This window comes from Bradyrhizobium sp. 170, from assembly GCF_023101085.1.
Lineage (GTDB): Bacteria > Pseudomonadota > Alphaproteobacteria > Rhizobiales > Xanthobacteraceae > Bradyrhizobium.
In genome coordinates, this window is record NZ_CP064703.1 from 3,728,525 (window position 1) to 3,754,404 (window position 25,880).

20 protein-coding genes and 1 pseudogene are annotated in these 25,880 nt (G+C 60.1%); 5 read left to right on the forward strand and 16 right to left on the reverse strand.

Translation table 11 applies throughout. The annotated features are described in order from the left end of the window. Positions 1–229: 229 nt before the first annotated feature. The 5 genes from cyoD to IVB05_RS17175 are packed head-to-tail and all read right to left on the reverse strand — an operon-like array spanning position 230 to position 5,054. A complete protein-coding gene (cyoD, locus tag IVB05_RS17155) occupies positions 230–625 on the reverse strand; it encodes a cytochrome o ubiquinol oxidase subunit IV (RefSeq protein ID WP_247785705.1) in 396 nt (131 codons plus the stop codon). Further along, entirely contained in the window at positions 622–1,254 is a 633-nt protein-coding gene (gene cyoC, locus IVB05_RS17160) for a cytochrome o ubiquinol oxidase subunit III (protein WP_247785707.1), read from the reverse strand. The genes cyoD and cyoC overlap by 4 nt, the downstream gene beginning before the upstream one ends. Continuing rightward, entirely contained in the window at positions 1,251–3,236 is a 1,986-nt protein-coding gene (cyoB, locus tag IVB05_RS17165) for a cytochrome o ubiquinol oxidase subunit I (RefSeq protein ID WP_247785709.1), read from the reverse strand. The genes cyoC and cyoB overlap by 4 nt, the downstream gene beginning before the upstream one ends. Next, positions 3,233–4,108 carry a ubiquinol oxidase subunit II gene (gene cyoA / locus IVB05_RS17170; protein WP_256473356.1) on the reverse strand — a complete coding sequence of 292 codons (876 nt, stop codon included), beginning with the start codon at positions 4,106–4,108 and terminating at the stop codon, positions 3,233–3,235. The genes cyoB and cyoA overlap by 4 nt, the downstream gene beginning before the upstream one ends. A 1-nt stretch (position 4,109) precedes the next feature. Beyond that, the gene (locus IVB05_RS17175) at positions 4,110–5,054 is read right to left on the reverse strand and encodes a heme o synthase (RefSeq protein ID WP_346771879.1); all 945 of its coding nucleotides are present in this window, start codon (positions 5,052–5,054) and stop codon (positions 4,110–4,112) included. Between the two features lie 669 nt (positions 5,055–5,723). On the opposite strand from IVB05_RS17175, the gene IVB05_RS17180 reads away from it, so the two are divergent. Together IVB05_RS17180 and IVB05_RS17185 are read left to right on the forward strand one after the other, a co-directional pair. Continuing rightward, on the forward strand, positions 5,724–8,906 hold the full coding sequence (locus IVB05_RS17180; RefSeq protein ID WP_247785711.1) for an efflux RND transporter permease subunit: 3,183 nt from the start codon (positions 5,724–5,726) through the stop codon (positions 8,904–8,906). After that, positions 8,903–10,180 carry an efflux RND transporter periplasmic adaptor subunit gene (locus IVB05_RS17185; protein WP_247785712.1) on the forward strand — a complete coding sequence of 426 codons (1,278 nt, stop codon included), beginning with the start codon at positions 8,903–8,905 and terminating at the stop codon, positions 10,178–10,180. The genes IVB05_RS17180 and IVB05_RS17185 overlap by 4 nt, the downstream gene beginning before the upstream one ends. Positions 10,181–10,335: 155 nt before the next feature. On the opposite strand, the gene IVB05_RS17190 is transcribed toward IVB05_RS17185, so the two are convergent. Continuing rightward, complete coding sequence (locus IVB05_RS17190; RefSeq protein ID WP_247785714.1) at positions 10,336–10,995, reverse strand: hypothetical protein; 660 nt, start codon at positions 10,993–10,995, stop codon at positions 10,336–10,338. A 652-nt stretch (positions 10,996–11,647) separates the two neighbouring features. On the opposite strand from IVB05_RS17190, the gene IVB05_RS17195 reads away from it, so the two are divergent. Then, positions 11,648–12,325 carry a response regulator transcription factor gene (locus IVB05_RS17195; RefSeq protein WP_247785716.1) on the forward strand — a complete coding sequence of 226 codons (678 nt, stop codon included), beginning with the start codon at positions 11,648–11,650 and terminating at the stop codon, positions 12,323–12,325. 67 nt (positions 12,326–12,392) lie between these two features. Then, entirely contained in the window at positions 12,393–13,760 is a 1,368-nt protein-coding gene (locus IVB05_RS17200) for an ATP-binding protein (RefSeq protein ID WP_247785717.1), read from the forward strand. A gap of 42 nt (positions 13,761–13,802) precedes the next feature. Here the strand turns inward: IVB05_RS17200 and IVB05_RS17205 are convergent, their stop codons facing one another. From IVB05_RS17205 to IVB05_RS17220, 4 genes are all read right to left on the reverse strand, one after another. Further along, complete coding sequence (locus tag IVB05_RS17205; protein ID WP_247785720.1) at positions 13,803–14,075, reverse strand: DUF3551 domain-containing protein; 273 nt, start codon at positions 14,073–14,075, stop codon at positions 13,803–13,805. Positions 14,076–14,349: 274 nt separating this feature from the next. Further along, positions 14,350–15,273 (reverse strand): RNA polymerase sigma factor RpoH, encoded by a 924-nt coding sequence (gene rpoH, locus IVB05_RS17210; RefSeq protein ID WP_247785722.1) that lies wholly within the window; start codon positions 15,271–15,273, stop codon positions 14,350–14,352. A 279-nt stretch (positions 15,274–15,552) separates the two neighbouring features. Then, on the reverse strand, positions 15,553–15,903 hold the full coding sequence (locus IVB05_RS17215; RefSeq protein ID WP_247787449.1) for a hypothetical protein: 351 nt from the start codon (positions 15,901–15,903) through the stop codon (positions 15,553–15,555). A 205-nt stretch (positions 15,904–16,108) separates the two neighbouring features. After that, positions 16,109–17,491 carry a HAMP domain-containing sensor histidine kinase gene (locus IVB05_RS17220; protein WP_247785723.1) on the reverse strand — a complete coding sequence of 461 codons (1,383 nt, stop codon included), beginning with the start codon at positions 17,489–17,491 and terminating at the stop codon, positions 16,109–16,111. A 373-nt stretch (positions 17,492–17,864) separates the two neighbouring features. On the opposite strand from IVB05_RS17220, the pseudogene fdhD reads away from it, so the two are divergent. Continuing rightward, a pseudogene (gene fdhD / locus IVB05_RS17225) lies at positions 17,865–18,588 on the forward strand (formate dehydrogenase accessory sulfurtransferase FdhD). 444 nt (positions 18,589–19,032) lie between these two features. Here fdhD and IVB05_RS17230 read toward each other — a convergent pair. From IVB05_RS17230 to IVB05_RS17255, 6 genes are all read right to left on the reverse strand, one after another. Further along, complete coding sequence (locus IVB05_RS17230) at positions 19,033–20,115, reverse strand: DUF3306 domain-containing protein (RefSeq protein WP_247785724.1); 1,083 nt, start codon at positions 20,113–20,115, stop codon at positions 19,033–19,035. Then, complete coding sequence (locus tag IVB05_RS17235) at positions 20,112–20,633, reverse strand: DUF3305 domain-containing protein (protein WP_247785726.1); 522 nt, start codon at positions 20,631–20,633, stop codon at positions 20,112–20,114. Before IVB05_RS17235 ends, IVB05_RS17230 begins: the two co-directional genes overlap by 4 nt. Positions 20,634–20,770: 137 nt before the next feature. Continuing rightward, positions 20,771–21,790: a formate dehydrogenase subunit gamma gene (locus tag IVB05_RS17240; RefSeq protein WP_247785728.1), complete on the reverse strand. Its 1,020-nt coding sequence runs from the start codon at positions 21,788–21,790 to the stop codon at positions 20,771–20,773. 58 nt (positions 21,791–21,848) lie between these two features. Beyond that, a complete protein-coding gene (gene fdh3B / locus IVB05_RS17245; protein ID WP_247785730.1) occupies positions 21,849–22,445 on the reverse strand; it encodes a formate dehydrogenase FDH3 subunit beta in 597 nt (198 codons plus the stop codon). A gap of 14 nt (positions 22,446–22,459) precedes the next feature. Next, positions 22,460–25,414, reverse strand: coding sequence for a formate dehydrogenase subunit alpha (locus tag IVB05_RS17250; protein WP_247785731.1), 2,955 nt, complete (start codon positions 25,412–25,414; stop codon positions 22,460–22,462). A gap of 12 nt (positions 25,415–25,426) precedes the next feature. Next, positions 25,427–25,636 carry a formate dehydrogenase gene (locus IVB05_RS17255; protein ID WP_247785733.1) on the reverse strand — a complete coding sequence of 70 codons (210 nt, stop codon included), beginning with the start codon at positions 25,634–25,636 and terminating at the stop codon, positions 25,427–25,429. Positions 25,637–25,880 lie beyond the last annotated feature (244 nt).

Below are 25,880 nucleotides of genomic sequence, written 5' to 3' on the forward strand. Positions count from 1 at the left end.
GTAAGCGACCTCGTCGATTTTTAGTCGGGTGACTTCGACCGCAGACAGATGGCGACCTGCTGCGTGCCGGTTGGAGAGCCTATAGATCGTCTTCGTTCCCGGACGTTTCAATTAAAAAGCTGTTTAGCCTTTCAGGTTCGTCACAAGAGAACAGCATGGATCCGAAACGGCAGCCGATCGATATGCGCCATGGTCGAGATCTCCATATCCGCAATGACCGCTCACGGCTTCAAGGCTGCTTCCGCATGTTCATCGCATCGGACGACGGCATCAGCATGTTGTCGTTCAGGTCGGTCACGATCCATATTGTACCGACGACCACCACGAATACGATGAGCAGGCCGAAGGCGAGGGCCAGGATGTTGTTGGTGCTGTCCGGCCCGCTGGTGAGGTGGAGGAAAAAAACAAGGTGAACGCCCATCTGGGCAATCGCGAGGACCGCAAGCCCCAGGCCCACGCCGCCCGGCCAGAGCATGGATGTGTTGGCAACCCAGAAGGACGTCGCCGTGAGAACGAGCGCCACCAAGAGGCCGATGGAGTAGACCAGAGCCTCCGAGGGGGCCCATGCCTGCACTTCCTCGCTCGGGACGTCTCCGGGAGCGCGATCGTATCGAACGTCCGTCATAGGCTAATTCCCATCAGATAAACCACCGTGAAAACGCCGACCCAAACGATGTCGAGCGCGTGCCAGAACAAGGAGAAGCAAAGCAGTCGGTGTTGCACGCTGGTGGCGAATCCCATCACCGCCACCTGGACCATCATCACCGTGAGCCAGACCAGTCCGAGGGTGACGTGTAGCCCGTGGCAGCCGACAAGCGTGAAGAAGGCGGAGAGAAAGGCGCTGCGCTCCGGCGTCGCACCGTGAGCGATCATGTCGGCGAATTCGCGGAGCTCGAGGGTGAGAAATGCCACGCCGAGCGCAAACGTGATCAGGGCACCCAGATATGTCCCAAGGCGATTTCGCGAATTGATGGCGAGCGACATCAGTCCGCAAGTGTAGCTCGAGACGAGCAGGCAGACGGTTTCGATCGCCACCGTGGTTTGATTGAACAACTGGGCGCCGGTCGGACCGCCCGCCGTGGAGCGCACCAGAACCGCGTAGCTCGCAAACAGCGCGGCAAACATCACGATGTCGCTCAATAGGAAGATCCAGAAACCGTAGGCGACCACGATCCTTTTTGCGGCGGGCCCGGCTTCACTTGCGCTGTGCAACGCCTCGAGCGGGACGCCATCGATTGTGGTGGCGATGTTCATGCTGCAGCTCCCGACTGTTGAGCCCGTTCGAATCGGGCAATCTGCTCGGCTGGCACCTCGAATTCAGGGTGTCTGCGGAAGGCGAAGGCAAGCAGTGTCACGAATGCGCCGAACACGCCGACGCTGGCCAGCCACCAGATGTGCCAGATCATCGAGAAGCCGATGATGACGGCGAAGAAGGCCGAGACAAAGCCGGTGGCGCTATTTTTGGGCATTTCAATGGGTTCATATGCACGGGCTGGCGCCGGCTTATCCTGTTTGGCCTGCTCCTGTCGCTTGCTGGTCCAGAAGGCGTCTCTTCCGGTAACGTTCGGCGCGAAGGCAAAATTCCAGGCTGGCGGCGGCGACGCTGTCGACCATTCGAGCGTGCGGCCATTCCATGGATCGGCGGTCACGCGCAGCCTGTCGCGATCACGAATCGACACGACAAGCTGCACGATCTGGCAGATGATCCCCCCCAGGATCACGATGGCGCCGATCATCGCGACGATCAGCCAGGGCTGCCACGCAGGATTGTCGTAATGCTGCATGCGCCGGGTCATGCCCATCAGGCCCAACAGGTAGAGCGGCATGAATGCGAGATAGAATCCGACCAGCCAGCACCAGAACGAGGCTTTGCCCCAGCGTTCGTCAAGCGCGAAGCCGAAAGCCTTGGGGAACCAGTAGGTGTATCCCGCCATCGCGCCGAATACGACGCCGCCGATGATGACGTTATGGAAATGCGCGATGAGGAATACGCTGTTGTGGAGCTGGAAGCTGACCGGCGGCACGGCGTGGAGCACGCCGGTCATGCCGCCGATGACGAAGGTCACCATGAAGCCGACCGTCCACAGCACCGGCACCGAGAGCCGTATGCGACCGCCGTACATCGTGAAGAGCCAGTTGTAGATTTTCACGCCGGTGGGCAAGGCGATGACCATGCTCATGATACCGAAGAAGCCGTTGACGTTTGCGCTGGCGCCCATGGTGAAAAAGTGGTGCAGCCAAACAAAAAAGGAGAGGACGCAGATCGCCATGGTCGCGACCACCATCGAGCGGTATCCGAACAGCGGCTTGCCGGAGAAGGTCGCGATGACCTCGGAAAACACGCCGAACGCCGGCAGGACCAGGATGTAGACTTCCGGGTGTCCCCAGACCCAGAACAGGTTGGCGTACAACATCTGATTGCCGCCGGCCTCGTTCGTGAAGAAATGGAAGCCGAGATAACGATCGAGCAGCAGCATCGCGAGAGCCGCGGTCAGGACCGGAAAGGCCGCCACGATCAGCAGGTTGGTGGCGAGCGAAGTCCAGCAGAAAACCGGCATGCGCATATAGCTCATGCCCGGGGCGCGCATCTTCAGTATGGTCGTGACGAAGTTTATTCCGGACAGCAAGGTGCCGAGTCCGGAAATTTGCAGCGACCAAAGATAGTAGTCGACGCCGACGCCGGGCGAGTACTGCAATTCGCTGAGTGGCGGATAACCCCACCAGCCGGCTTTCGAAAACTCGCCGACCGCGAGCGAAACGTTGATCAACAGCGCACCCGCGGCGGTCAACCAGAAACTAACTGAGTTGAGCGTAGGGAAGGCGACATCGCGAATGCCGAGCTGCAGCGGCACCGCGAAATTCATCAGACCTACCACGAACGGCATGGCCATGAAGAAGATCATAATCGTGCCATGCGCCGAGAAGATCTGATCAAAATGTTCGGGCGGCAGATATCCCTGTGCGCCGCCGGCCGCTATCGCCTGCTGCGCGCGCATCATGATCGCGTCGCTGAAGCCGCGCAGCAGCATGACGAGCGCCAGTATGCAATACATGACGCCGATGCGCTTGTGGTCGACCGAGGTCAGCCATTCGCGCCACAGATAGGGCCAGGCGCCCTTCATCGTGATGAATCCGAGGACCGCCGCCACGATAAGGCCCATGAACGCCGTTGCGCCCATGATGATCGGCTGATGAAGGGGAATCGCGCTCCAATCAAGCTTGCCCAGGAGATTCATCGTTCAGCCCTCTGCGACGTCGAACAAATTGGTAGAGATGATTCTTGCGTGCCCATGCCTGCGTTCACGATACCGCTGAACAAATCGGCGGCGACAGTGCGGTAGGTGAACGGCGCGACCGCCTTGCTGGGCATTGCCAGAGCGGCATAAGTCTGCATATCGAGTGCCGGACCCGTTTCGCGAGCCTGGCGAACCCATTGCGCAAATTGGTTGTCCGTCACTGCATCGACCGTGAAGCGCATGTCGGAGAATCCGTCACCGCTGAACATGGCCGACTGCCCCGGGTATGTCCCGAGATGGTCGGCCTGCAGGTGAAGACGGGTCACCATTCCGGACATCGTGTAGATCTGGCTGCCGAGCTGAGGCGCGTGGAAGCTGTTCATGACGCTCGATGAGGTCAGTTCGAAGCTGATCGGCGTGCCAACCGGTACGACCAGGTTGTTGACACTCGCGATTCCCTGCTCCGGATAGATGAACAGCCATTTCCAATCGAGCGAGACGACCTGGACCGTAACGGGCGTTACGCTGGAGCTGATCGGCTTACGCGGGTCGAGGTCATGGGCGCCAACCCACGCGACGCCGCCAACGAGAAGCACCGTCATGGCGGGGATCGACCAAACGAGCAGCTCGAGACGCCCGGAATACTCGAAATCCGGCAAGTATGCCGCGCGTGAATTGGACGCGCGAAACCAGAAGCCGACCGCGAGCGTGGCGAGGATCGTGGGGATAACGATCGCCAGCATGATGCCGAGCGAGTTGAACATAATCAGCCGTTCGGCTGCGGCAATGGGTCCCTTGGGATCGAGGACGCCTTCTGAGCAGCCGCCGAGCGCGACGCTGAGTAGGGTGACAGCCAGTAAACCGTAGCGCATCTTAGGCCTCGTCTGACTTTGCAACGGTGAAGGCGATTGCCATATCGAGCGGAAGCTGCAGGGCTGCGAGCGGGGCGAATCGGGTGTTCCGCCGGACGTCCTCACGCGCTGAGACCGTCCACGACGATCGATCGCCGATATTGTTGGTCAACAGGGCGGCAAACAGCAGGAACAGATAAGAAATCGAAAACAGGAACAGACGCTGTGCCGCTTGCCGATCGCTCTCCTGGCTCCGGCGCAGCTGCAACGCCAGCGCAAGGAAGACCGCTCCGCTGGCGAGAGCAACCACGCCGTACAGTGCTCCGGCATACCCGAGTGCCCATGGCAGCAACGAGGTCGGTACCAACAAAACGCTGTAGATGAGGATTTGCAGCGTCGTTGCGGCCCTTCCGGCAACGACCGGGAGCATGGGCACGCCGGCATGCCGGTATTCGTCCGCACGATTGAGGGACAGCGCCCAGAAGTGCGGGGGCGTCCACAGGAAGATGATCAGGAACAGAACGATCGGCTCGACGCCGATGTCTCCGGTGGCAGATGCCCAGCCGACCACGGGAGGAAACGCGCCGGCAGCGCCGCCGATGACGATGTTCTGCGGCGTAATCCGTTTCAGCCAGAGGGTGTAGACGACGACGTAGAAGAAGATCGTGAAGGCGAGCAGGCCAGCGGCGGCGACATTGGTCGCCATGCCAAGGACGAGGACCGCGCCGAAGGAAAGGAATAGTCCGAACGCAAGCGCTTCTCGGCGCGAAATCCTGCCGCGAGGGATCGGACGCCGGGCTGTGCGGGTCATGACGGCGTCGATATCGGCATCGTACCACATATTCAACACACCGGCGGCACCGGCCCCGACGGTAATAGCGACCATCGCAAGCGAGCCGAGTCGCGGATCGAGAGAAACCGGTGCAATCATCAACCCAGCGAATGCGGTGAACACCGCAAGCAACATCACGCGTGGCTTCATGAGTGCGATAAAATCAGGCACCCGTGTCGTCAAACCGGAGCGGGGCAGCACTCGCGGGCGAGGAAGGGAAGTGGCTGTGATCTTCATGGTCAAAGTCTTTCAGCGCCAGAGATTTGGTTTTTGCGAGTCGACGACTTCGTCGCCGGCTCCGTTGATCGCGGCCTGATCATGTACGGGGTGAAGCCTTTGGCCATTTCCAGCGTGGCGGAGGGCGGAATCGCGAGTTCGTCCTGTCACAACCGCGTCGATCAGAACCGGTGCAGATTACCCGGCTGTTCGTATGTGCCGCGATGAGTTGGAATTCGTCGGGAGCTAGTGCAGCTGATACATGGAGAATCCGTTTGGCCTGAGTACGAGACGTTCAGTAGTACGAGACGTTCAGTCACTGCAGGTGGTCGAATAGCACCGAGATTAGGGGCGCCGGGATGGCTCGCTCAATTGTACGTGAGTACGGATGTCCATGTGGAAAATGGTTCGAAGGATCATACGAACGTTTGCATCGTCGACGTTGGCGGAGACCGCGAGCGAATGCGAAAGTCTAAATCGGTTTTTAATTGAGAGTGCTGCGAACGGCCGCCATGTATGGAGGCCGCTCCCGTAGATTTGTTGGCCGGCTCGCAATGCCGTCGGCGCGGAACGCAGTGAGGACAGAGGATGGGCATCGTTCGATTTGCGCTGCGATTTCCGCACACGTTTTATGTGGTCGCAGCCCTGATCCTGTTTCTGGGCGTCGCCGCCATCCGGTCGATGCCGACGGATATTTTTCCGGAAATACGAATACCGGTGGTCACGGTGATCTGGCAATACACCGGTTTGACCACGCCGGAGATGGAACAGCGCGTCACCACCTACAGCCAATATTCCATCAGCGCGAACGTCAACGGCATCAAGAACATGGAAGCGCAGACCCTCAATGGTCTGTCGATCCAGAAGATTTACTTCCAGCCTGACGTCAACCTCGACCTCGCCATCGCGCAAATCGTCTCCGCTACCAATTCCATTCGCTCGTTGATGCCGCCCGGCATCCAGCCGCCGATCGTCGTGCAGTTCAATGCGTCGAGCGTTCCAGTGCTGCAGCTCAGCCTCAACTCGGACAGCCTGAACGAGCAGCAGCTCTATGACTTCGGTATCTATCGGGTCCGGCAGCAACTGGCGCCGGTGCCTGGCGTCACTCTGCCGACGCCGGCCGGCGGCAAGTATCGTCAGATCATGGTGGATATCGACCCGGACAAGCTTCTGTCCCGAGGATTGACGCCGCTCGACATCGTGAACGCGGTCAATACGCAAAACCTGACGCTGCCGTCGGGAACAGCGAAGATCGGAGACACCCAATACACGGTGCGAACCAACGCGACGCCGGCGACGATCGACGATCTCAACAAGATGCCCGTCAAGTTCGCCAACGGCGCCACCATCCTGTTGAAGGACGTGGCGCAAGTACGCGACGGCTCGCTGGTGCAGCAGAACATCGTGCGCGACGACGGCCACCGCTCGGTATTGCTCAGCATCATCAAGAATGGCAATGCCTCCACGCTGGCGGTCGTCAACGGCGTGAAGCAGGCCCTGCAGTCGATCCGCGCCGCCGCGCCGGCCGGACTCAAGATCAACGAACTGTTCGACCAGTCGGTATTCGTGACAAATTCCGTCAATGGCGTGCTGCGCGAGGGCGCCATCGCGGCGGGCCTCACCGCGCTGATGATCCTGATCTTCCTGGGCTCCTGGCGGTCGACGCTGGTGGTGATGATTTCGATTCCGCTCTCGATCCTGTCGTCGCTCATCGTGCTGTACTTTCTCGGCGAGACACTGAACACCATGACGCTCGGCGGCCTTGCGCTGGCGGTTGGCATACTGGTCGATGACTCGACCGTGACCATCGAGAACACGCACCGCTTGTGGACCGAAGAACACATGCCGCTTTCCGAGGCGACGCTGCACGGCGCCGCCGAGATCGCGGTGCCGACGCTGGTTTCCACTCTCGCTATCAGTTGCGTGTTCACGTCGGTGGTGTTTCTCGACGGACCGGCCAAGTACCTGTTCACGCCACTTGGTCTTGCTGTCGTATTTGCGATGCTGGCTTCTTACTTGTTGTCGCGCACCCTGACTCCGATCACGATCGGCTTGCTGCTCAAGAATGAGCGTCATGGTACGGACGATGGGACCCCGGCGGGCTTCTTCTCGCGGATGACCGCCGCATTCAACCGCGGCTTCGAACGGCTGCGTGGGGGATACCTGAAAGTCCTCACGCTGCTGTTGCGCAGGCGGGCCATCGTACCTGTTGTCGCCGTGTTGATACTCGGCCTCGGCGCCACGATGCTCTTGTTCGTTGGGCGGGACTTTTTCCCGCTGATCGACGGCGGCCAGATCCAGCTTCACGTTCGCGCTCCCGCCGGGACCCGTATCGAAAGCACCGAGGCGATATTCCAGAAGGTCGAGGACAAGATCCGCGAAGTCATTCCAGAACAGGACCGCGGCCTCATTATCGACAATATCGGTCTGCCGGCGCGAGCCTACAATCTGGCATTCGCGGACGGCTCCACGATCGGAATCAACGACGGTGTCATCCAGGTCCAGCTGAAGGAAGGCCACAGGCCGACCGCCGAATATGTCAAGAAGTTGCGTCAGGTGCTGCCCGCCGCATTTCCGGAGACTACATTCTATTTCCAGGCCGCCGACATCGTTACGCAGATTCTGAACTTCGGGTTACCGGCGCAAATCGACGTCCGGACGGTGGGCACCGACCACAACAACCTTTCGATTGCAAAGGAGCTTCAGCAACGTCTCGCCGCGATCCCTGGGATCGTCGACGCGCATCTGCAGCAGGAAGTCGACGGTCCGGCGTTCTTCGCCGAAATCGATCGGACCCGGGCTGCTCAGCTCGGCATCAATGCCAGCACCATAGCCACAAATATCAATGTCAGCCTGAGTTCGTCGGTGCAGGTGTCGCCCAATTTCTGGACCGATCTGAGTTCGGGGATTCCGTATTATCTGGCCGTGCAAACGCCGGAACGCCTCGTCAACTCGCTGAATGCGCTCGGAAATACGCCGGTTTCCACCTCACTGGCGGCGAGCGGCCAAACCGTCCCGGGCGTGCTTAGTAATGTCGCGACGTTCAACCGCGACAAGGTCGCCACGAACTCGAACCAGACCAATATCCAGCCGGTCTTTGATGTGTATGCCAGCGTGCAAGGCCGCGATCTCGGCGCCGTTGCAGCCGATATCAACAAGGTTACGAAGGAGCTGCAGCAGAAGCTGAAACCGGGCAACTCAATTCAGGTAGTTGGCCAGATACAGAGTATGAACGACTCGTTTCGGAATCTCGGCATCGGGCTGCTATTTGCCGCCGTCTTCGTCTATCTGCTGATGGTCGTGAACTACCAGACGTTCGGCGATCCTTTCGTCGTGATCCTGGCCCTGCCGGCGACGCTTTGCGGCATCGTCACAATGCTGTTCATCACCGGCACCACGTTGAACGTGCCGTCGCTGATGGGCGCGATCATGGCGGTCGGCGTTGCTTCGGCGAACTCGATTTTGCTCGTGACCTTTGCGCGCGAGCAGCAACTGAAAGGCCACTCCGCCTTTGAGGCCGCGCTGAGCGCCGGCCACACCCGAATCCGCCCCGTGCTGATGACGGCTGCCGCGATGATCGTCGGCATGATCCCGATGGCGATCGGCGGTGCCGGCGAGGAACAAAATGCTGCGCTCGCGCGCGCCGTCATCGGCGGCCTGCTGTTCGCGACCCCGACGACGTTACTGATCGTGCCTTACCTGTTCGCAATGCTGCGCAAAGGCAACGACGGAAAGCCGCACCATGGCGTTTTCGAGGAGGTTCCGGGATGACCGAGATTCGTTTGCAGCCGAAAAGTGAAAATGTTGAGGACCGCGTTGACCGGGAAACCGATCGCGTTGTGGCGCTACCCGATGGCGGTCGCAAGGGTCGACGTCGCTACGGAGGAGTGCTGTTCGGCGGATGCGCGCTGCTGCTGCTGCTGGCCGGCCTTGGAATAGGAGGCTGGCGCCACTACAAGGCCGGCGTCGAGGTCGCGGCCACTGCGCAACAGAGCAGGACTTCCGTCCCCAATGTTCGCGTCGCGGCGGTCCGCGCCAGCGACAGCAAGATTACGGTCAGCTTGCCGGCGACCACGACGGCCTTTGAGGCGGCGAATATCTTTGCGCGCACCAGCGGCTACATCGAAAAGCGCTACGTCGACATCGGCGATCGGGTCAAGGCGGGAGCCCTGTTGGTGGACATTACCGCCCCCGAGCTCGACCACCAGATTACGCAAGCCAAAGCGACGCTGGCCCAGATTCAGGCGACATTGCGGCAGACCCAGGCAAGCCAGGAGCTCGCCCAGGTCACCAATGCGCGCGACAGCAAACTGGTCAAACAGGGATGGCTCACACTTCAGCAGGGCGACAACGATCGCCTGACTCTGCAGGCGCAGGAAGCAGCGGTGGGTGTGGCTCAGTCCAACATTGAAGCCCAGGAGGCCCAGATTCGAATTCTTGGGCAGGAGAAGGCGTACCAGCGTGTGGTGGCGCCGTTCGACGGGGTGATCACACAGCGCAACATCGACAATGGCAGCCTGGTGACATCGGGGTCGACCTTCATGTTCACGCTGATGCACCCTGACGTGATCCGCACCCAGGTGTTCGTTCCCCAGGACCAGGCTTTCGGGGTTGGGCCCGGCGTCGACGCGGTGGTCCGTGTCCCCGAGATTCCAAATCGAACCTTTCCCGGCAAGGTGACGCGAATCGCAAACGCGTTGCAGCCAGGCAGCCGCACGCTGCTGACCGAAATCGATGTCCCCAATCCGGACTGGGCGCTCAGCCCCGGGATCTATTGCACCGTCGAACTGCATATCCCGAGAAAGACGCCGTCGATGATCATCCCCGCCGATGCGGTGGTTTTCGATCAGAACGGTGTCCATGTCGCGGTCGTCGAGAACGGGACCGTCCATCTGCAGAAAATAACGATTGCGCGTGACTTCGGCGCGGAGGTCGAAGTGCACGATGGCGTCAAGACCGGCGATCAGGTCATCCTCAGTCCGATGCTCGGCCTGGCGAATGGTAGCAAGGTCACGGTTCACACAGACAAACCACAGACAAGCTAGATCGGCACGGAGAGAGGAATGGCGATGCGACGCTTACTTTTCACAACGGTCATCTTGCTGGAGGGTGGCAGCGCTGGCCTGGCGCAGGTCTCCACCATCGGTAGCACGGCTATGGGGCTTCCAACGACGCCAGCGACGATCGTCACATCTCCACTCTATGGTCCGGGCCCGTTTTCGGCGACAACCCAGCCAAATTCTCCCGGCACGACGCTGGCGCCGGTGCCGCTGGCTTCTGACCCGACGACTCCGGGGACGGTCGTGATCTGTGCTGCACCAACAGGACAAATTGCGCCTGGAACGCCGTCGGTGCCAGTTATTTCCATGTCAGCAACAGCTGGCGCAATCGGAACGACACCCTCTACGCCCGCGGCAGCGACGACACCGCCACTGACGGCTGCGTCTCTCGCCGCCGCGACCGCCAGCTCGACCGCGCCGCTGTTGCTGTCCGCAACACCAGCTACATCGTTCGCGACCGATATTTTCGGCACGACGATACCGGTTGCGTCGTCCCTGACAACAGCGGCGGCGGCGCCTGCCGTTACCGCAGCGCCCACCGCACCGACGCCATCGATGGTACCAACCATCGCCTCTACATCCTTGGCGGGCAGCACAGCCACGATGATGCCATCGACCACGATGATGCCAGGGATCGCATTGGGGACTATTCTCACGCCATTCGTCGGCAGCACGACCGGGACCGTATCGCCGGTGTCCTCGCTCGGCAGCCCGTCGACTACCGTATGCAGCACGACGCCGGGAGGTCCGCCGACCAACGGCGCCGCTTTGCCGCTCTCGACTCCCGAAGTCCCGAGCAATCCTCCGCCTGGCAAGATTCAACCCCCAGTCGCGGTGCTTGCCGACACCAGCATCGATCCGACCACGGGTGTGATGCCGACACCGAATACGTCGGCATGCGCCGAGAGCATGACGATCAATCTAGCGACGCCTGGGACGATGGCGCCGGCTAACGCCACAGGCGCAGCGGCAACACCGGGCGTATCGCCAGCAGGCTGCTAAAGCGTGATGAATTTCCTCGAATAGTCGTCTCGCCCTATCTTGTTAACGCATGACCTTCCGGAAAACCGGTTCCGACTGTTCCGGATCATGCTCAAAGCCGAAAGCCCACTTCCCGACGCCCGCGCGTAGAGCGATACGCGCTTCGGGCCGGGCCGTTTCTAAAATGCTATTTAGTGGTGGGGGTCCCGCCGGAAGCCTATGTGTCTTGTTGAGCGGCCCACCGCGCTTGCCCCCGGAGGCGGTGTTCAGATTGGCCGCAATGAGGACGGCGTCCGCCACGCCTCCTGCCCCCCGAACCGAGGCGGGCGGCGCCGTCCTGCTCTTTTTCATGGCGTTTGGGGCCCCGGTGAGATTATGCCTTTGGTCTCGAGCAAGCATATGATCCCAGGAAATCCAGGCTCGAGCACAGGGCTCGGTGCGAATGGCATAGTGGCGGCTGGGAATGAACCGATGACAAAAGTGCTTCTGATCGAGGACGACAGCGAAACGGCTGAGGAAATCACCGCCGAACTGACCGATCGCGGTTTTGAAGTCGAATGGTCGGCTAACGGCATCGATGGCCTCGACAAGGCGCGATCGTCGCGGCCGGACGCCATGATCGTCGATCGGCTGTTGCCCGGAATGGATGGACTTACGGTGATCGAGGCGCTGCGAAAGGACCAGGTGCGTACCCCGGTGCTGGTGCTGAGCGCGCTCGGTGCGGTGGACGACCGCGTGCGCGGATTGCGGATGGGTGGCGACGACTATCTCACCAAACCCTTTGCGATCGTCGAACTTATCGCCCGGGTGGAGGCGTTGCTGCGCCGTCCGGCGGAATCGCGCGAAACGACGCTGCGGGCGGGGCAGCTCGAGCTCGATCTGATCGAGCGCACCGCCAAACGCGGCGATCGCGTCATCGATCTGCTGCCGCGCGAGTTTCGCCTGCTCGAATATATGGTGCAACGTAGCGATCAGCTTTTGACGCGGGCCATGCTTCTGGAGGAAGTCTGGAATTACAAGTTCGTTCCGACAACCAATCTTGTGGACGTGCATATGGGCCGCCTGCGGCATAAGGTGGACGGTCCAGGCGAAGTCCCAATGATCCACAATGTCCGCGGCGCCGGCTTCATTCTTCGCACGGGACCATAAGTTTCCAATGGCCGGGAGCAATGCGCCGTCGTTGACGGCTAGCACGATATCCGGGCGGCGAGATCCGATGCGTCAACCGCAGTTCATGCGTTCGAGTACTTTTCACTGGACCCTCGCGGTGGCCGGGGTGCTCGCAGTTTTCGTCATTACGCTGTTCGGCTTCATCTATTGGAAGGTCGACGACTACCTAATCACACGGTCCGACAGGATGATCAGCAGCCAATTAGACTTTATCGTTGGCCTACCTGGTGAACAGCAGCTGTCTGCGATCAATCAAAATCTGAAGCAGGATTCCCGCGGGGTTCAACATGCCGGACTGTTCGGCGCGGACGGCCGCAGGATAGCCGGCAACATGGAACGGATTCCGCCCGAGCTCAGGTTGAACGATATTGTCCATAACGTCTCGGTCATTCGGATGCTTCCGACAGGGCAGGACGCTCGCGTCATCCGCGCGATCGCCCGAACAATGCCGAACGGCAACACGCTGATCATCGGACGGGAGGTCGATGAAACGAGGGAGATTTCCCACGTCGTCGGTCAGGCGCTCGCACTGGGCCTGTTGCCGGCGCTTTGCCTGTGCCTGCTGGCGGGGGCGTGGTTGAGCATGCGCGCCCAGAAGCGGGTCGAAGAGGTCAATAAGCGGGTGCAGCGCATCATCGCCGGCGATCTGCGCGAACGGCTTCCGCACCGCAATGTCGACGAGCCGTTTTCGAAGCTCGCCGTCATCGTGAATGGCATGCTCGATGAAATGGAAACGATGATCCACGCGCTCGCCGGCGTTGGCAACGACATCGCACACGACTTGCGTACGCCGCTGACACGGGCACGCCTCGCCCTTGAGCGCGGCCGCATCAACGCTACCACGGTCGAACAGCTCCAGACTGTTGCAGATAAGGCGATCGCAAGTATTGATCAGTCGCTGGCCATTATCACTGCGTTGTTGCGTCTGGCTGAAATCGAAAACAGCCGGCGCTCGGCGGCCTTCGGCAGCGTACCCCTGCACGAAATGCTGCGCGAGGTCTGCGACCTCTACGAGCCGATCGCGGAGAACAAGAACGTCGACTTGCGGACCGACGTGAAACGCAGCCTTAACGTGCTCGGCGACCGGGATCTGTTGTTCGAGGCGGTTGCCAACCTCGTTGACAACGCCATCAAGTTCACGCCGGAAGGCGGCCGGGTGGGCATCGAACTGGAGCGCGGCGACAGCAAAACCATCGTGCGCGTTACAGATACGGGCCCTGGCATCAGCGAACAGGAGCGCGAGGCCGTGCTGCGGCGTTTCTACCGGTCGGACAAGATCCGCAATACGCCAGGCGTGGGGCTTGGCCTCAACCTTGTGGCTGCCATCGTAAAGCTTCACGGCTTCAGGCTGGCCATTCATCCCGGCCCAGGCGGCCGGATGGAGATCATTTGTCCCGACCGTCAATCAGGATGAAACAGCTCGTTCTCACCAAAGCAGGCGTTGCGAAGATAGGTGCTATCTGGCGTGCGGAGCGCGGGTCGTGCTGTTCCATCGCCGATACTGGTCATCTTGAATCGGACTGCCATAGCACTCCGCGGCCAGCCCCGAAGCCGTCGCGTCGCACTGCGCATAGCTCGTGAAGCTGCAATCCGTCCCGCCCTCGTCATATTCGATACAGTCATGTCCGGGGGGAACGATGGGACCTGCCTGTGCCGATTCCAGCCCGCCGAAAGCGAGCACTAGTACTGCGATAGCCGAAGCCATTGCCATGGACGAAATCATCTTCATGTCGGGCCTCCTTGACTGAATGCCTAATCGTGGAGATGGGGACGCGCGACGGCGGAATCGACTATAAAAAACTTAACTTTGTCTCTGGGGCAACGGCGATCTTGCCTCCGCGTCGTCCGGTCCCTCAAAGTGTGGCTCGACGCGGGGCGGTCTACAGCAGCGCTGGAGGGGAGGCCCACGAGATGATGATGGGTCGAGCGGGTGGGCGCCTTCCGAGCGCCGGTTCGATTCTTTGTCGCGATCTGCGGAATTATCGAGTCTCGGTTCAGGCGTTTTAAGCCTCCTGCATCGCCACATGCGCTTTTACGGCAAGATTCTTGGCCGCCTTTCGCACTTTCTCGAACGCGCGAGCATCGATCTGCCGGATGCGTTCACGCGATACGCTGAATTTGGCCGCGAGGTCCTCCAGCGTCGATGGTTCGTCGACCAAATGTCGCGCCTCGAAGATACGGCGTTCGCGGTCGTCCAGCACGTCGATCGCAGCAATCAGCGCCTTGCGCTGGTAGTCCTGCTCGTCCTGTTCGACGACGATGGCTTCCGGTGAGGGCGACTGATCGACGAGATGGTCCTGCCATTCGCCGACTTCGGTGTCGTTACGTATCGGCGCATTGATCGATTTGTCGCCGGCGAGGCGTCGATTCATGTCGACGACATCCTGGGCCGTGACATCGAGGCTCTTTGCGATCGAAGCGACCTGGTCCGGGCGCAGGTCTCCACTTTCGAATGCAGCAATCTTGCTCTTTGCGGTTCGCAGTTTGAAAAAGAGCTTCTTCTGGTTCGAGGTAGTGCCTATTTTCACAAGTGACCAGGAGCGCAGAATGTAGTCCTGGATGGAAGCCTTGATCCACCACATCGCGTAGGTGGTGAAGCGAAAGCCCTTCTCAGGCTCAAACCGGTTCAATGCGTGCATCAAGCCTACATTGCCTTCGGAGATGATTTCCGAGACCGGAAGACCGTAGCCGCGGTAGCCCATGGCGATTTTGGCGGCGAGACGCAAATGACTTGTAACAAGCTGGTTGGCGGCATCGCGGTCGCCGTGCTCGCGCCAGCGCTTGGCGAGCTCAAACTCCTGCTCCCTTTCGAGCATCGCGAAACGCCGGATGTCGTGGAAATAACCTTTGCCAGTGCCATCATTGGCTAGCGCTGGTTCGCGCGGTGTTCGAACTGCGAGGCCTGCAAATTGTCCTTCAATGCCCATACCAGTCGCTCCATCATGGAAGATTGAATATCTTCCGGCGCTCGAAACCCGAGCGGATCACCAAATGATAGGTGTCGAGCGCAGCGGAGCCATTAAATTGAGGTTTAGGACATTAAATTCGAATTCAAGAGCGGAGCTATTTCCATGACGTTCGAACGGAGACGGTGGAGGCGCCTACGACGGTGAGTGGGTCCACCCGGCAGAGCTGGCGTTTTGTTCGCCAATTCTTCCAGGTGAGCCCACCAGAGCGAAGGCCGCGCGACTCGGATCAGCAGCCGTTCAGTAAGTGCAGGTGTACGGCCAGGTGTAGGGAGACCCGTAATAGGGGCAATCAAGCCCGTAGCCGTAATAGCCGCCGCCAACAAAACGACGCCTTCCTGCGCCGAAGTGCTCGTGGCCGACATGCGCCATGCCCGCACCAAAACCTCCGATGCGACCGCCGCCAAGGCCACCCATGTGGCCGCCACCAAAGCCGCCACCCATGTGACCTCCGCCGAAGCCCCCGCCCATATGGCCGCCGCCGCCACCACCGTGTCCTCCGCCGCCGCCGCCGCGTGCCTGTGCACCGGTGGCAAGAAGGCTGCCGGCCAACACCGCGCTTGCCAAGATCATCATCACTCGTCCTCTCATGACATTCTCCTTCGGAATGGGCGGGCTTTTCCGCCACAGGGTTTGGTCAGACGCTGGCATGTCTGAGCGAGGCAACCGCCAACGTCACGATACACTGGAGGTGGGAATGCTCACGCGTGCTTTCCATTAAATTCTCGTTCAACCATCCGAATTGAATATCCGGCCCGCTCGAGCCAAACAGAAGCGTGGATCAAACAAGTAAGACTCAAAGGGTAGGAAGTGTACATGCGATCTGAGCCACGCAACCTGGACCGGTTGCTATCGTGAGCCGGAAGCCGTGCAGCTTGATGATCGCTGACACCAGGCTCAGACCCAGGCCAAACCCGAATGTGGTTCGGCTCTTGTCCGAACGGTAGAAGCGCCGAATGACGGCATCCCGCTCATCCTCCCGGATGCCGGGTCCCGAGTCCGAAACTCGAACGACGGGTTCGTTTTTGCCGGGGATCAGGGCGAGCTCGACAGACCCACCTACGGGTGTGAATTTCACGGCATTGTCGACCAGGTTGGCCACTGCCTCAAGAAGCAGGTCTCGGTCGCCGCGCACTGTTGCATCACCGCTCGCCACCACGCACAGGGTGATATGCTTGTCCTCCGCGATGGGCGCGTATAGATCGCCAACTTCCCTGACAAGGTCGGGCAGCGCGACATTGTCGAGTTCGTTCAAGCGTCCGCCATATTCGATCTCCGCGATCCGCAAGAGCTTGGTTATGATCGTCAATGACTGGTCAACGCCACCAATCGCCCGGTCGGTGGCCGCCTGTAACTCCTCGAGGCTCTTGGCATTGGCGCGTCCTCGTTCGAGGCCGAGGCGCACCCGGGTGAGCGGTGTACGGAGATCGTGAGCAATTTCGTTGCCAACCCCTGCCATCTCCCGCACGAGAGCTTCAATTTCGTCCAGCATTCCGTTTGCGGTTTCTGCAAGCTTGTCGAACGGATGGTCAAGGCCCTGCGTGCGGAGGCGCTGTCGCAAATCGCCGGCGACGATGCGGCGGACGAGTGTATTAAATTCGGCCACGCGTTTCTGGGCTCTGACGCTCAGGACCATGCCGATCGCCAGGCCAAAGCACAGGGCGAGGGGTAATCCCAATAGCAGGGCTCGCGCCACGACCTCCGCAAGCTGCTTCAATTCGTCGATGTTGCGGGCAACCGCAAGCACGTTGCCGTCCGGCAAGTTGCGGGAAATTGCGCGAACGGTCATCTCTTCCGGGCCATTTGGATCGATCCGAATCGCCGCGACGCTCTGAACTGGAGCGTCGATCTTGAGGCCTGGCGGCAGGCTCGCGAGATTGCCCGCGATTCGATGCCCATCCGGGCGGAACAGGCCCGCAAGCCTGATGCGACGCGGATCGTGGCTCAATCGATCGTCGATAGCGTTCAACTGCCGAGCCGGAGAGTCCGCGGCAATAGCGAGGAGTTCGTCTGTAAGGGCGGCATCCGTACTCGCCAACATATAGTCGACAGCCTGCCAATAAACGAAAGCCGAGAACAGCACGATGCACACCGCGAATGCACCGGCGGCCCAGCGGAATGTCCTGGTGCGGACAACGTCGGGAAGCTGCACGGAGAATGAATCAATCCCTGCGAACATCGTGTATCATCCAGGTTTCATTCGGTGCGTCCACCCCGAAACGCAATCGGGCGCGGGGTGATCCACTGTTGCTGCAGATAAGTCGTGACTTCAGCCCTCTCAAAAATGAAACGGCGCACGCCCGCTTCGTTCTGGGGCGCAGGGCGCGGAGTGCACCGTCCACTCGACAACCACATGAACCCATCGAGAGTAACGTTCTGAGCGTAATCTAAGATCGCGGGCCTAATTTCACCATTAAATAGGGTTTTAGCGTCGCCGCAGAGTGATCGTGCCAGGGCCAATCCATATTCTCGCCCCCGTATCGGGCGGTAAGGATTGGCTCAATGTCATCGACTGGGTGCCGGAAAGCTAAATTCGTTTTTAGTTGAAAGGAATGCCGTGGAGAGCGACGTCTACTTGCCGGCGGTCCGCTCATTATGCGGCGCAGGAGTTGGAGGATTTCGCGGTCGGCTTTAGCTTAAGCGAAAGCGTTATCGCCTCTTCTGCTGACATTTGTTCGCTGGACGTGCTCCATGTCGATGATGGAGTCGAATTGCGGATGTGGTTCAGTAAATCGAGAGCCGACCGTCTGCGGGAGCGGCGGCGGTATATCGCGGGACCGACAGGGTGTGGATTGTGCGGTATCGAATCGATCGCGGAAGCGGTGCGTCCCGTGGCCGTTGTCGGCCGTGGCCGGCAATTCTCGGCGGAACAGATCATGGTTGCCATGCGGAGCCTGGCTTCGCGTCAGAAACTCAACATTGAGACGCGTGCGGTACATGCTGCGGCTTTTTGGAACGTCACGAGCGGCATCGTTGCCTTGCGCGAGGACGTTGGCCGTCATAACGCGCTCGACAAGCTGTCAGGTGCACTCGCGCGCGCGTCCATTGCAACTAGCTAGTGACGGAATCATTCTTCTCACTAGCCGGGTGTCAGTGGAGATGGTGCAGAAAAGTGTAGTGATCGGCGCGTCCGTGATGGTGTCGGTTTCAGCGCCCACCGCGCTGGCAGTTCGCCTGGCGGAGGCCGCGGGCATCACGCTTGCAGCCATCGCGCGTACTGACGGGTTCGAGTTGTTCACGCATCCGCATCGCATCTCGTATGGAGCGGGACGGTAATGCCGTGATAGTTACCTGCAGGGCTAGCGAACGTGATCGCCTACCGGTCAGATCGCGCGAACGCATATACGTTTGAAAACGTTCAATGTGTAAGATGCGAAAACCTATTCTAGTGACCGTGGTGTTCGTTCTAGCCGGACGTTCTGCCAGTTACGCGCGAGGCGGGATGCATCGGCCCGGGCCGCATGGCTTGACGACCCCCGCGAACCAACCGTCCTACCCTCGCTGACGCCAGATTCGCGCCTCACAGGGACCGTGCCTGGCCCACCCCATCGTCAGCCGACAGCGGCGGATGTTTCTTCGCTTCCAGACGCCAAGCGCAAAAAACCTAACCCTGAAGAAGCCACCGTTGATCGGCCCATCGGAAACATCTGCCGGGGCTGTCGAGTGCAAGCGGTGCCCCGCATACGCGACGGCTATGGCAGTAACCGTCTGCCATCCAGCTTACGATGAACGCGAGAATGCTTCTGCTTCGATTTCCATGAAGATGCGGCCGAGTGTTCCGACGCTCGCATAAAATGGCCTGGATTCGGCATGCTCGAGGTCCGAAAAGAACCGTCCGATCCACGGCTTGATATGGCTCTCGAAGATATCGCGTTCGGTCTCACGGGGAGCAATGATCTGGCCGCTGGCGAGCCCCGCCATGACTTCGAAAAGTACCGCGGCGTGGTCCTCAGGTTCGGATTTTCCCTCCGTCCTCTCAATACCAATTTGCTTGAGGGATTGGCGGAGACGGGCGAGGGGCCGCCCATGGAGATAACCCGTCAGGTAATAGGACGCGTAGGGAAAAAGTTGACCACGCCCAAGTCCGACGAAAAGATCGAAATATTCGCGCTCGATCTGCTCCGGTGCAACGCCCGCGGCTGCCGCACTGAGCCCCGCATGCGCAGCGCCCAGCTGGGTCGTATCGCCGCTTAGGCGAGACAGATGTTCGATCATTTGCGTGCCGGGACTGTGTGAAAGCAATGCCGCGAGCAGCGCATACTCCTGCGCCCGTGCACGATCGATCTCATCAATCTGGCGCGTGTCTGGGATGGCCTCGGCATCGACAGCGTCTTTCGTAGGTTCGCGGGCCTGCTCGGCTTCTCCCAGCCCGGCAAGAGTTTGTTGTGCACCGGCAACAGCAGAGACATCGTTGGCTTTTAGCGGTCCAAAGCCAGGCATCGCGGTTGGATCATTGAAATCCCATTGATTCTCCGCAATCCCAACGAAGTCGCGAATGGCCGGATCGGTTACCCAGGTCCGGCGTAGCGCAGCTTTCGTTAGTTCGACCGGGACATTTGATCCCAGAAACAGTCGGATGTCCGTACCGGCGGTAATCGATTGCAGCGATGGCAAGCTTGCCGGGTCGAAGGGAGGAGAGGTTGGAGAGTTTGCTACCGCTGTCGGAGCCGTCGCTTCGTTCAAATCGCCACGCTCTTCTGCGTCAATGGACTTGAGCTCTGATGAACCGTCGGGCTCCCCGACTTCAGCGGATTGCTGCTTCATTCGCGACCAGCGCGACAAGATGCTTTCTGACCGGGTCATTTGCCGTTCTCCGTGTTCTCGCTGCGGAAGCCAGGCATCCGCGGCCCACCTCGGTCCCGCTGCCGCTTGTTGAAGGGGCGCTCGACGTGGTGCTCGGCGATGAAGCGGTCGATCGTCTCGATAATCGCAGCGGGCATCGGAACGGTTGCGACCAGATCATTGCCGGCATCGGTCAACGCCTCACCCTCCGAGGGATCAGCCGTAACCATAAGGATGTCGAACGCGGAGCGCGAAGAATTGGCAAGCCTCGGTCGCAGCACGACCCAAAGCGCGGGTGTCCCGGACGAGAGATTGTCCCGATAGTTCGCCGTTTCGGTCCGATGCAATTCGATCGCGGCCTCACCCGCATAGAATGTCGTCGCGCCGACTTCTTCACCGATCTGGGTCCAGGGTGTGGCCGAGGGCGTTCCAACCAACACATAAATCGGCCGCCAGACGAAATCGAGCCACGGGCTCTTCGCTTTGCGGCGTTCGACCACCACACCAGCCGCAATTCTAGTGAGCGCAGTTGATCTCACGCTTGATCTCCATCGTCGATCTGGTCGACCTCGAGACGACATGCGCTCTGCTGCGGGCTGGGCGGAGATCTTCGTTTACGGTCAAAGCCATGGAACAATCCGTCATTGGCGGCAGAGGAGTATCGTCGGCGGCGGGTTCATTCCGCCGGAACTGCTGATGATTGTCCGGATCGAGCAGCGAGACGCTCCTTGGCCAGTTGTTCTTCGAGCCAGAGGTCGTGATGCTCCTTCGCCCAGTTGAGATCGACCTCGCCGGTGGCCATCGCCTCGAAGGCGCCCTCCATACCGAGCGTGCCGATGTAGATGTGGGCGATGATAACCGCAATGAACAGCACGGCAATCACGGCATGCACGACCTGTGCGATCTGCATCCCCGCGATATTAGTCACATAGAACGGGAAAATCAGTAGACAACCGGAAATAATGACCGCAGCGCCAGCGCCAAGCGCAAACCAAAACACCAGCTTTTCGCCGGCATTGAAACGCCCCGACGGCGCATGCTTCGTTTTGATGAAGCCGCCCCCCTGCTTGATCCAGTCAATGTCGACCTTCTGCGGGAGGTTGTCCTTTATCCAGAGCGCGACAATAAGCACGAGACCGATGACGAAGGCGGCGCTGACGTAATTGTGCACGTATTTTGCAGCTTCTGACATGCTGCTAAACGCTTCAGGCCCGATTATTGGGAGCAGCACGATCTTGCCGAACGTTATGTTCAACCCGGTCAAGCCGAGGACCACGAACGACGCTGCGGTCAGCCAATGTGAGAAGCGTTCGAAGGAGCTAAAGCGTAATACTTTCCGCCCGGAACGCCCCTTCGAAATCCCTAAACGCCCTATGACCAGATAGGCGGCAGCCAGGGCCGCGATCATGCCAACGATCACGATCGCGCCGAGCCAGTGCAATGTGATTTCGTGGAAATGATCCCATTGCCGCCCAGCGGGTTGCAAGAGCACACGAGCCCTTTCGTTTGGAATATCGATCCGTCCCTCGATGCGTGGCGATTGCTGAAGCAATTTCTGCTCAGGCACGACGCTCGCAGTCGGATTAGGTGCGCCGTCCGGGCCAAGTTGCTGTGCGAGCACCGGCATTGCCGCCATCACAGTCAGAATTGCCAACGCAAAGACCATTGAGCGAATATGGGTAAGATACGTCCTCATAATCATTCTCCCGTGCTTCGCCGAAGTCGGTCCCTTAGCAGCGGTACCAACAGTTTACTCAGACAGCGATGCCCTCGTGATAAGCGGTGGTCCAACCCCACGCGCCGGAACCATAACCGCGCTTCATCACCCGCTCCTTGTAGATCTCGGCAATGATCGCGCCGTCTCCGGCGAGCAGCGACTTGGTCGAGCACATCTCGGCGCAAATCGGCAGCTTGCCTTCGGCGAGGCGGTTGGCGCCGTATTTGGCGTATTCCGCCGGCGTCGCGTCGGCTTCCGGCCCGCCCGCGCAATAGGTGCACTTGTCCATCTTGCCGCGCGATCCGAAGTTGCCGACCTTCGGATATTGCGGCGCGCCGAACGGACAGGCGTAGAAGCAGTAGCCGCAGCCGATGCACAGGTCCTTGGAGTGCAGCACGACGCCGTCGGCCGTGGTGTAGAAGCACGACACCGGGCACACCGCGGCGCACGGCGAATCGGTGCAGTGCATGCAGGCCATGGAGACCGAGCGTTCGCCGGGCTTGCCGTCATTGATGGTGACGACGCGGCGGCGATTGATGCCCCACGGCACTTCATGTTCGTTCTTGCAGGCCGTCACGCAGGCGTTGCACTCGATGCAACGGTCGGCATCACAGAGAAATTTGACGCGAGCCATGATCTATTCTCCTCTCACGCCGCTCGAATCTGACAAAGCGCTGCCTTGGGTTCCTGCATGCCGGTGGCGGGATCGTAGCCATAGGTCGTTAGCGTGTTGACGCTCTCGCCAAGCACGATCGGGTCACTCCCCTTCGGATACTTGCTTCGCAGATCGGCGCCTTCGTACCAGCCGGCGAAGTGGTAGGGCATCCAGGCGACGCCCTTGCCGACACGCTCGGTCACGAACGCCTTTACGCGCGTCCTGGAATTGCTCTCGGCCCCGGTGACCCAGACCCAGCCGTCGTCCTTGATGCCGCGTTCGGCTGCGTCCGCCGGATTGATCTCGACGTACATGTCCTGCTTCAATTCGGCGAGCCACTTGTTGGAGCGTGTCTCCTCGCCGCCGCCTTCATATTCGACAAGCCGGCCGGAACTGAGAATGAGCGGGAATTGCTTGACGATAGCGCCGTCGACAGCGGACTTTTGGACGGTGAAACCGATATTGGGCACCCGAAACTGTCGGGCATCCGGAAGGGTCGGATATTTGCCGACAAGATCGGGCCGCGAGGTGTAAATGACTTCGCGATGCACCGGGATCGGATCCGGCAGGTTCCAGGCAACCATACGCGCCTTGCCATTGCCATAGGGGCTGCAACCATGCTCGATGGCCACGCGCTGGATACCCCCGGAAAGATCCAGCGACCATGAAACAGTATCTGGATTGCCCTCGTTCACCTTCCGGATGATTTCCATCTCCGAGGCGGTGAGGTCCTTGTCCCAGCCGAGCCGCTTGAGGACACCGAGCGTGAATTCAGGATAGCCATCCTTGATTTCGGAGCCGACGGAGTAGGAGCCTTCGGAGAGCAGATTGTCATGCTCTTCCCTTTCGACCTCCTGCCCATTCTCCATGACCTTGCGCCGGACGACGCGCTCAACGCCGAAACGGGCGCGGAAGGTCCCGCCACCTTCCTTGACTGGCAGATTGGTGTTGTAGAGTAGCGCTGATCCGGGGTGCCTGAATTCCGGCGTTCCCCAGCACGGCCACGGCAGCCCGTAATAATCGCCGCCGACCTCGGGATCGTCTTTAGGTGCCCGCAAGGTGACCAGATCGAATTTTGCCTGGTTCTTCATGTGCGCCTTGAGGCGCTCGGGCGACTGGCCGCAGTATCCGGTCGACCACCCGCCACGATTGATCTCGCGCAGAATGTCCTCGGCCGATACCGCACCGTTCTCCACCTTGATGTTCTTGAACATCTTATCGGCGAAACCGAATTTGCGGGCGAGCATGTACATCGTGTCGTAGTCGTTCTTGGATTCGAAGACGGGGTCCACGATTTTCTCGCCCCACTGCAGAGAGCGGTTCGATGCGGTGCGCGAGCCATCCATCTCGAAACTGGTGCAGGCCGGCAGAAGATAGATGCCATCCTTGCGATCCGAGAGCACCGACCATGCAGTGGGATAGGGATCGCAGACGACCAGCAATTCGAGTTTCTCGATCCCTCGCTTGGCTTCAGGCATGCGGGTGATGGTGTTGACGCCATGCCCCATGATGAACATGGCCTGCACCGTATCCGGCTGGCTGACCTGGTCCCTCGGCAGCAACGTGGCGTCAAACCAGCGTGTGCTGGGGATGCCGGGGCTTTCCATCAGAGTCTTGTCAGCGAAGCGCGAGCGCATCCAGTCGATGTCGACCTCCCACACCCGGCACCAATGCTGCCACGCCTCTTCGGAAAGACCGTAATAGAGAGGCAGCGTCGTCACATCGAGGCCGAGGTCGGTGGCACCTTGCACATTGGTGTGACCACGGAAAATATTGGCTCCTCCGCCGGCATGGCCCACATTGCCGGTGGCTAGCAAGAGGATGCAACTTGCCCGGACATTTGCAGTACCGGTGGAGAATTGCGTCTGCCCCATTGCCCAGATGAGCGTTGCAGGCTTCTCGTGGGAGAACATTTTTGCGATATGCTTGACTTGGGCTTCAGGCAAACCCGTGACACGCTCAACCTCGTCAGGCGTCCATTTCGCGACTTCCTTACGTATGTCCTCGATCCCGTACACGCGCTGCCGGATGAATTCCTTGTCCTCCCAGCCGTTCTCGAAGATGTGCCAGAGCATTCCATAGATGGTCGGGATGTGAACTCCGGGCCGCACTCGGACATATTCGGTCGCATGCGCCGCAGTTCGGGTCATCCGCGGGTCGACGACGATGAAATTCGCGCGGTTGAGTTCCTTGCCCTCAAGAATGTGCTGCAACGAAACCGGATGCGCCTCGGCTGGGTTACCGCCCATCAGCAGAATGGTCTTGGAGTTGCGGATGTCGTTGTAGCTGTTAGTCATCGCACCGTAGCCCCAGGTATTGGCGACCCCGGTGACTGTGGTGGAGTGACAGATGCGCGCCTGGTGATCGGAATTGTTCGTTCCCCAGAACGCGGCGAGCTTGCGGTTGAGGTAGGCCGCTTCGTTGGTGAACTTGGCCGAACCAAGCCAGTAGACCGAATCCGGACCCGATTTCTGGCGGATTTCCAGAAGCTTGTCGCCGATCTCATCGATGGCCCGATCCCAGGAGAGCCGTTTCCATTGGCCGTCCACCAGCTTTTGCGGGTAGCGCAAGCGGCGGTCGCTGAGCACGTCGTCGCGGACTGCCGCGCCTTTGCAGCAATGTGAGCCGCGATTGATCGGGCTGTCATAGTCCGGCTCCTGACCGATCCAGACGCCGTTCGCGACTTCCGCGATGACCGAGCAACCCACAGAGCAATGGGTACAGAAATTCTTTCGGGTTGTGACGGTTGCGCCGGGGGGCGGCGGGGGACCGGCCTCCGCTTGCCGTATGCTGGCAAGTGGTAGGCTGCCCAGCGCAGCCAGGCTTCCAGCGGCGAGACCTGAGCGGCGCAGGAACGAGCGACGACTAAGGTTGTCACCCGATTGGTCGGCCAACTCTGAGGCAGCTTTGCCTCGGCGCGATTGACGCTCTGAGCGCTTGATCAGCATAGGAAAATCCCCTCAACGCTTCGGGTAGCGGTTGACCCGATAGAAGGTTTGAACTTCGGCCGCGTTCGCCTGGAAGCGAGCCCTGCGTTTCTCGTCCCTGGTTTCGGTGTCAGCGGCTGCGGTGCCGCTCTCCAGAGCACCGGTGGCCGTGGCGATAAAGCCGAGCATCCCGGTGCGCAGTAGCTGACGTCGCCCGATTGTTGCTTTGAGCCGCTCTGCCATCCAAACTCTCCGGTTATCAGCCGCTATGTCGGCACACGTTTGGTAGCGGCACGCATTTAGTGAGGGGATGCCTCAGCCAGGCAACACGCCTCTACCCGAGCAAGATGCTCTCCCCCGCGCGGGAATTCGATTAAAAAAGGATTTATGCTGAGCATCGCCGGATAGGCGCCATGGCGATTCTAGACGTGCGACGCGAGAGAAATCCACGAAAGCCCAACGGGACGGCGGAAGGCCGGCACGAACG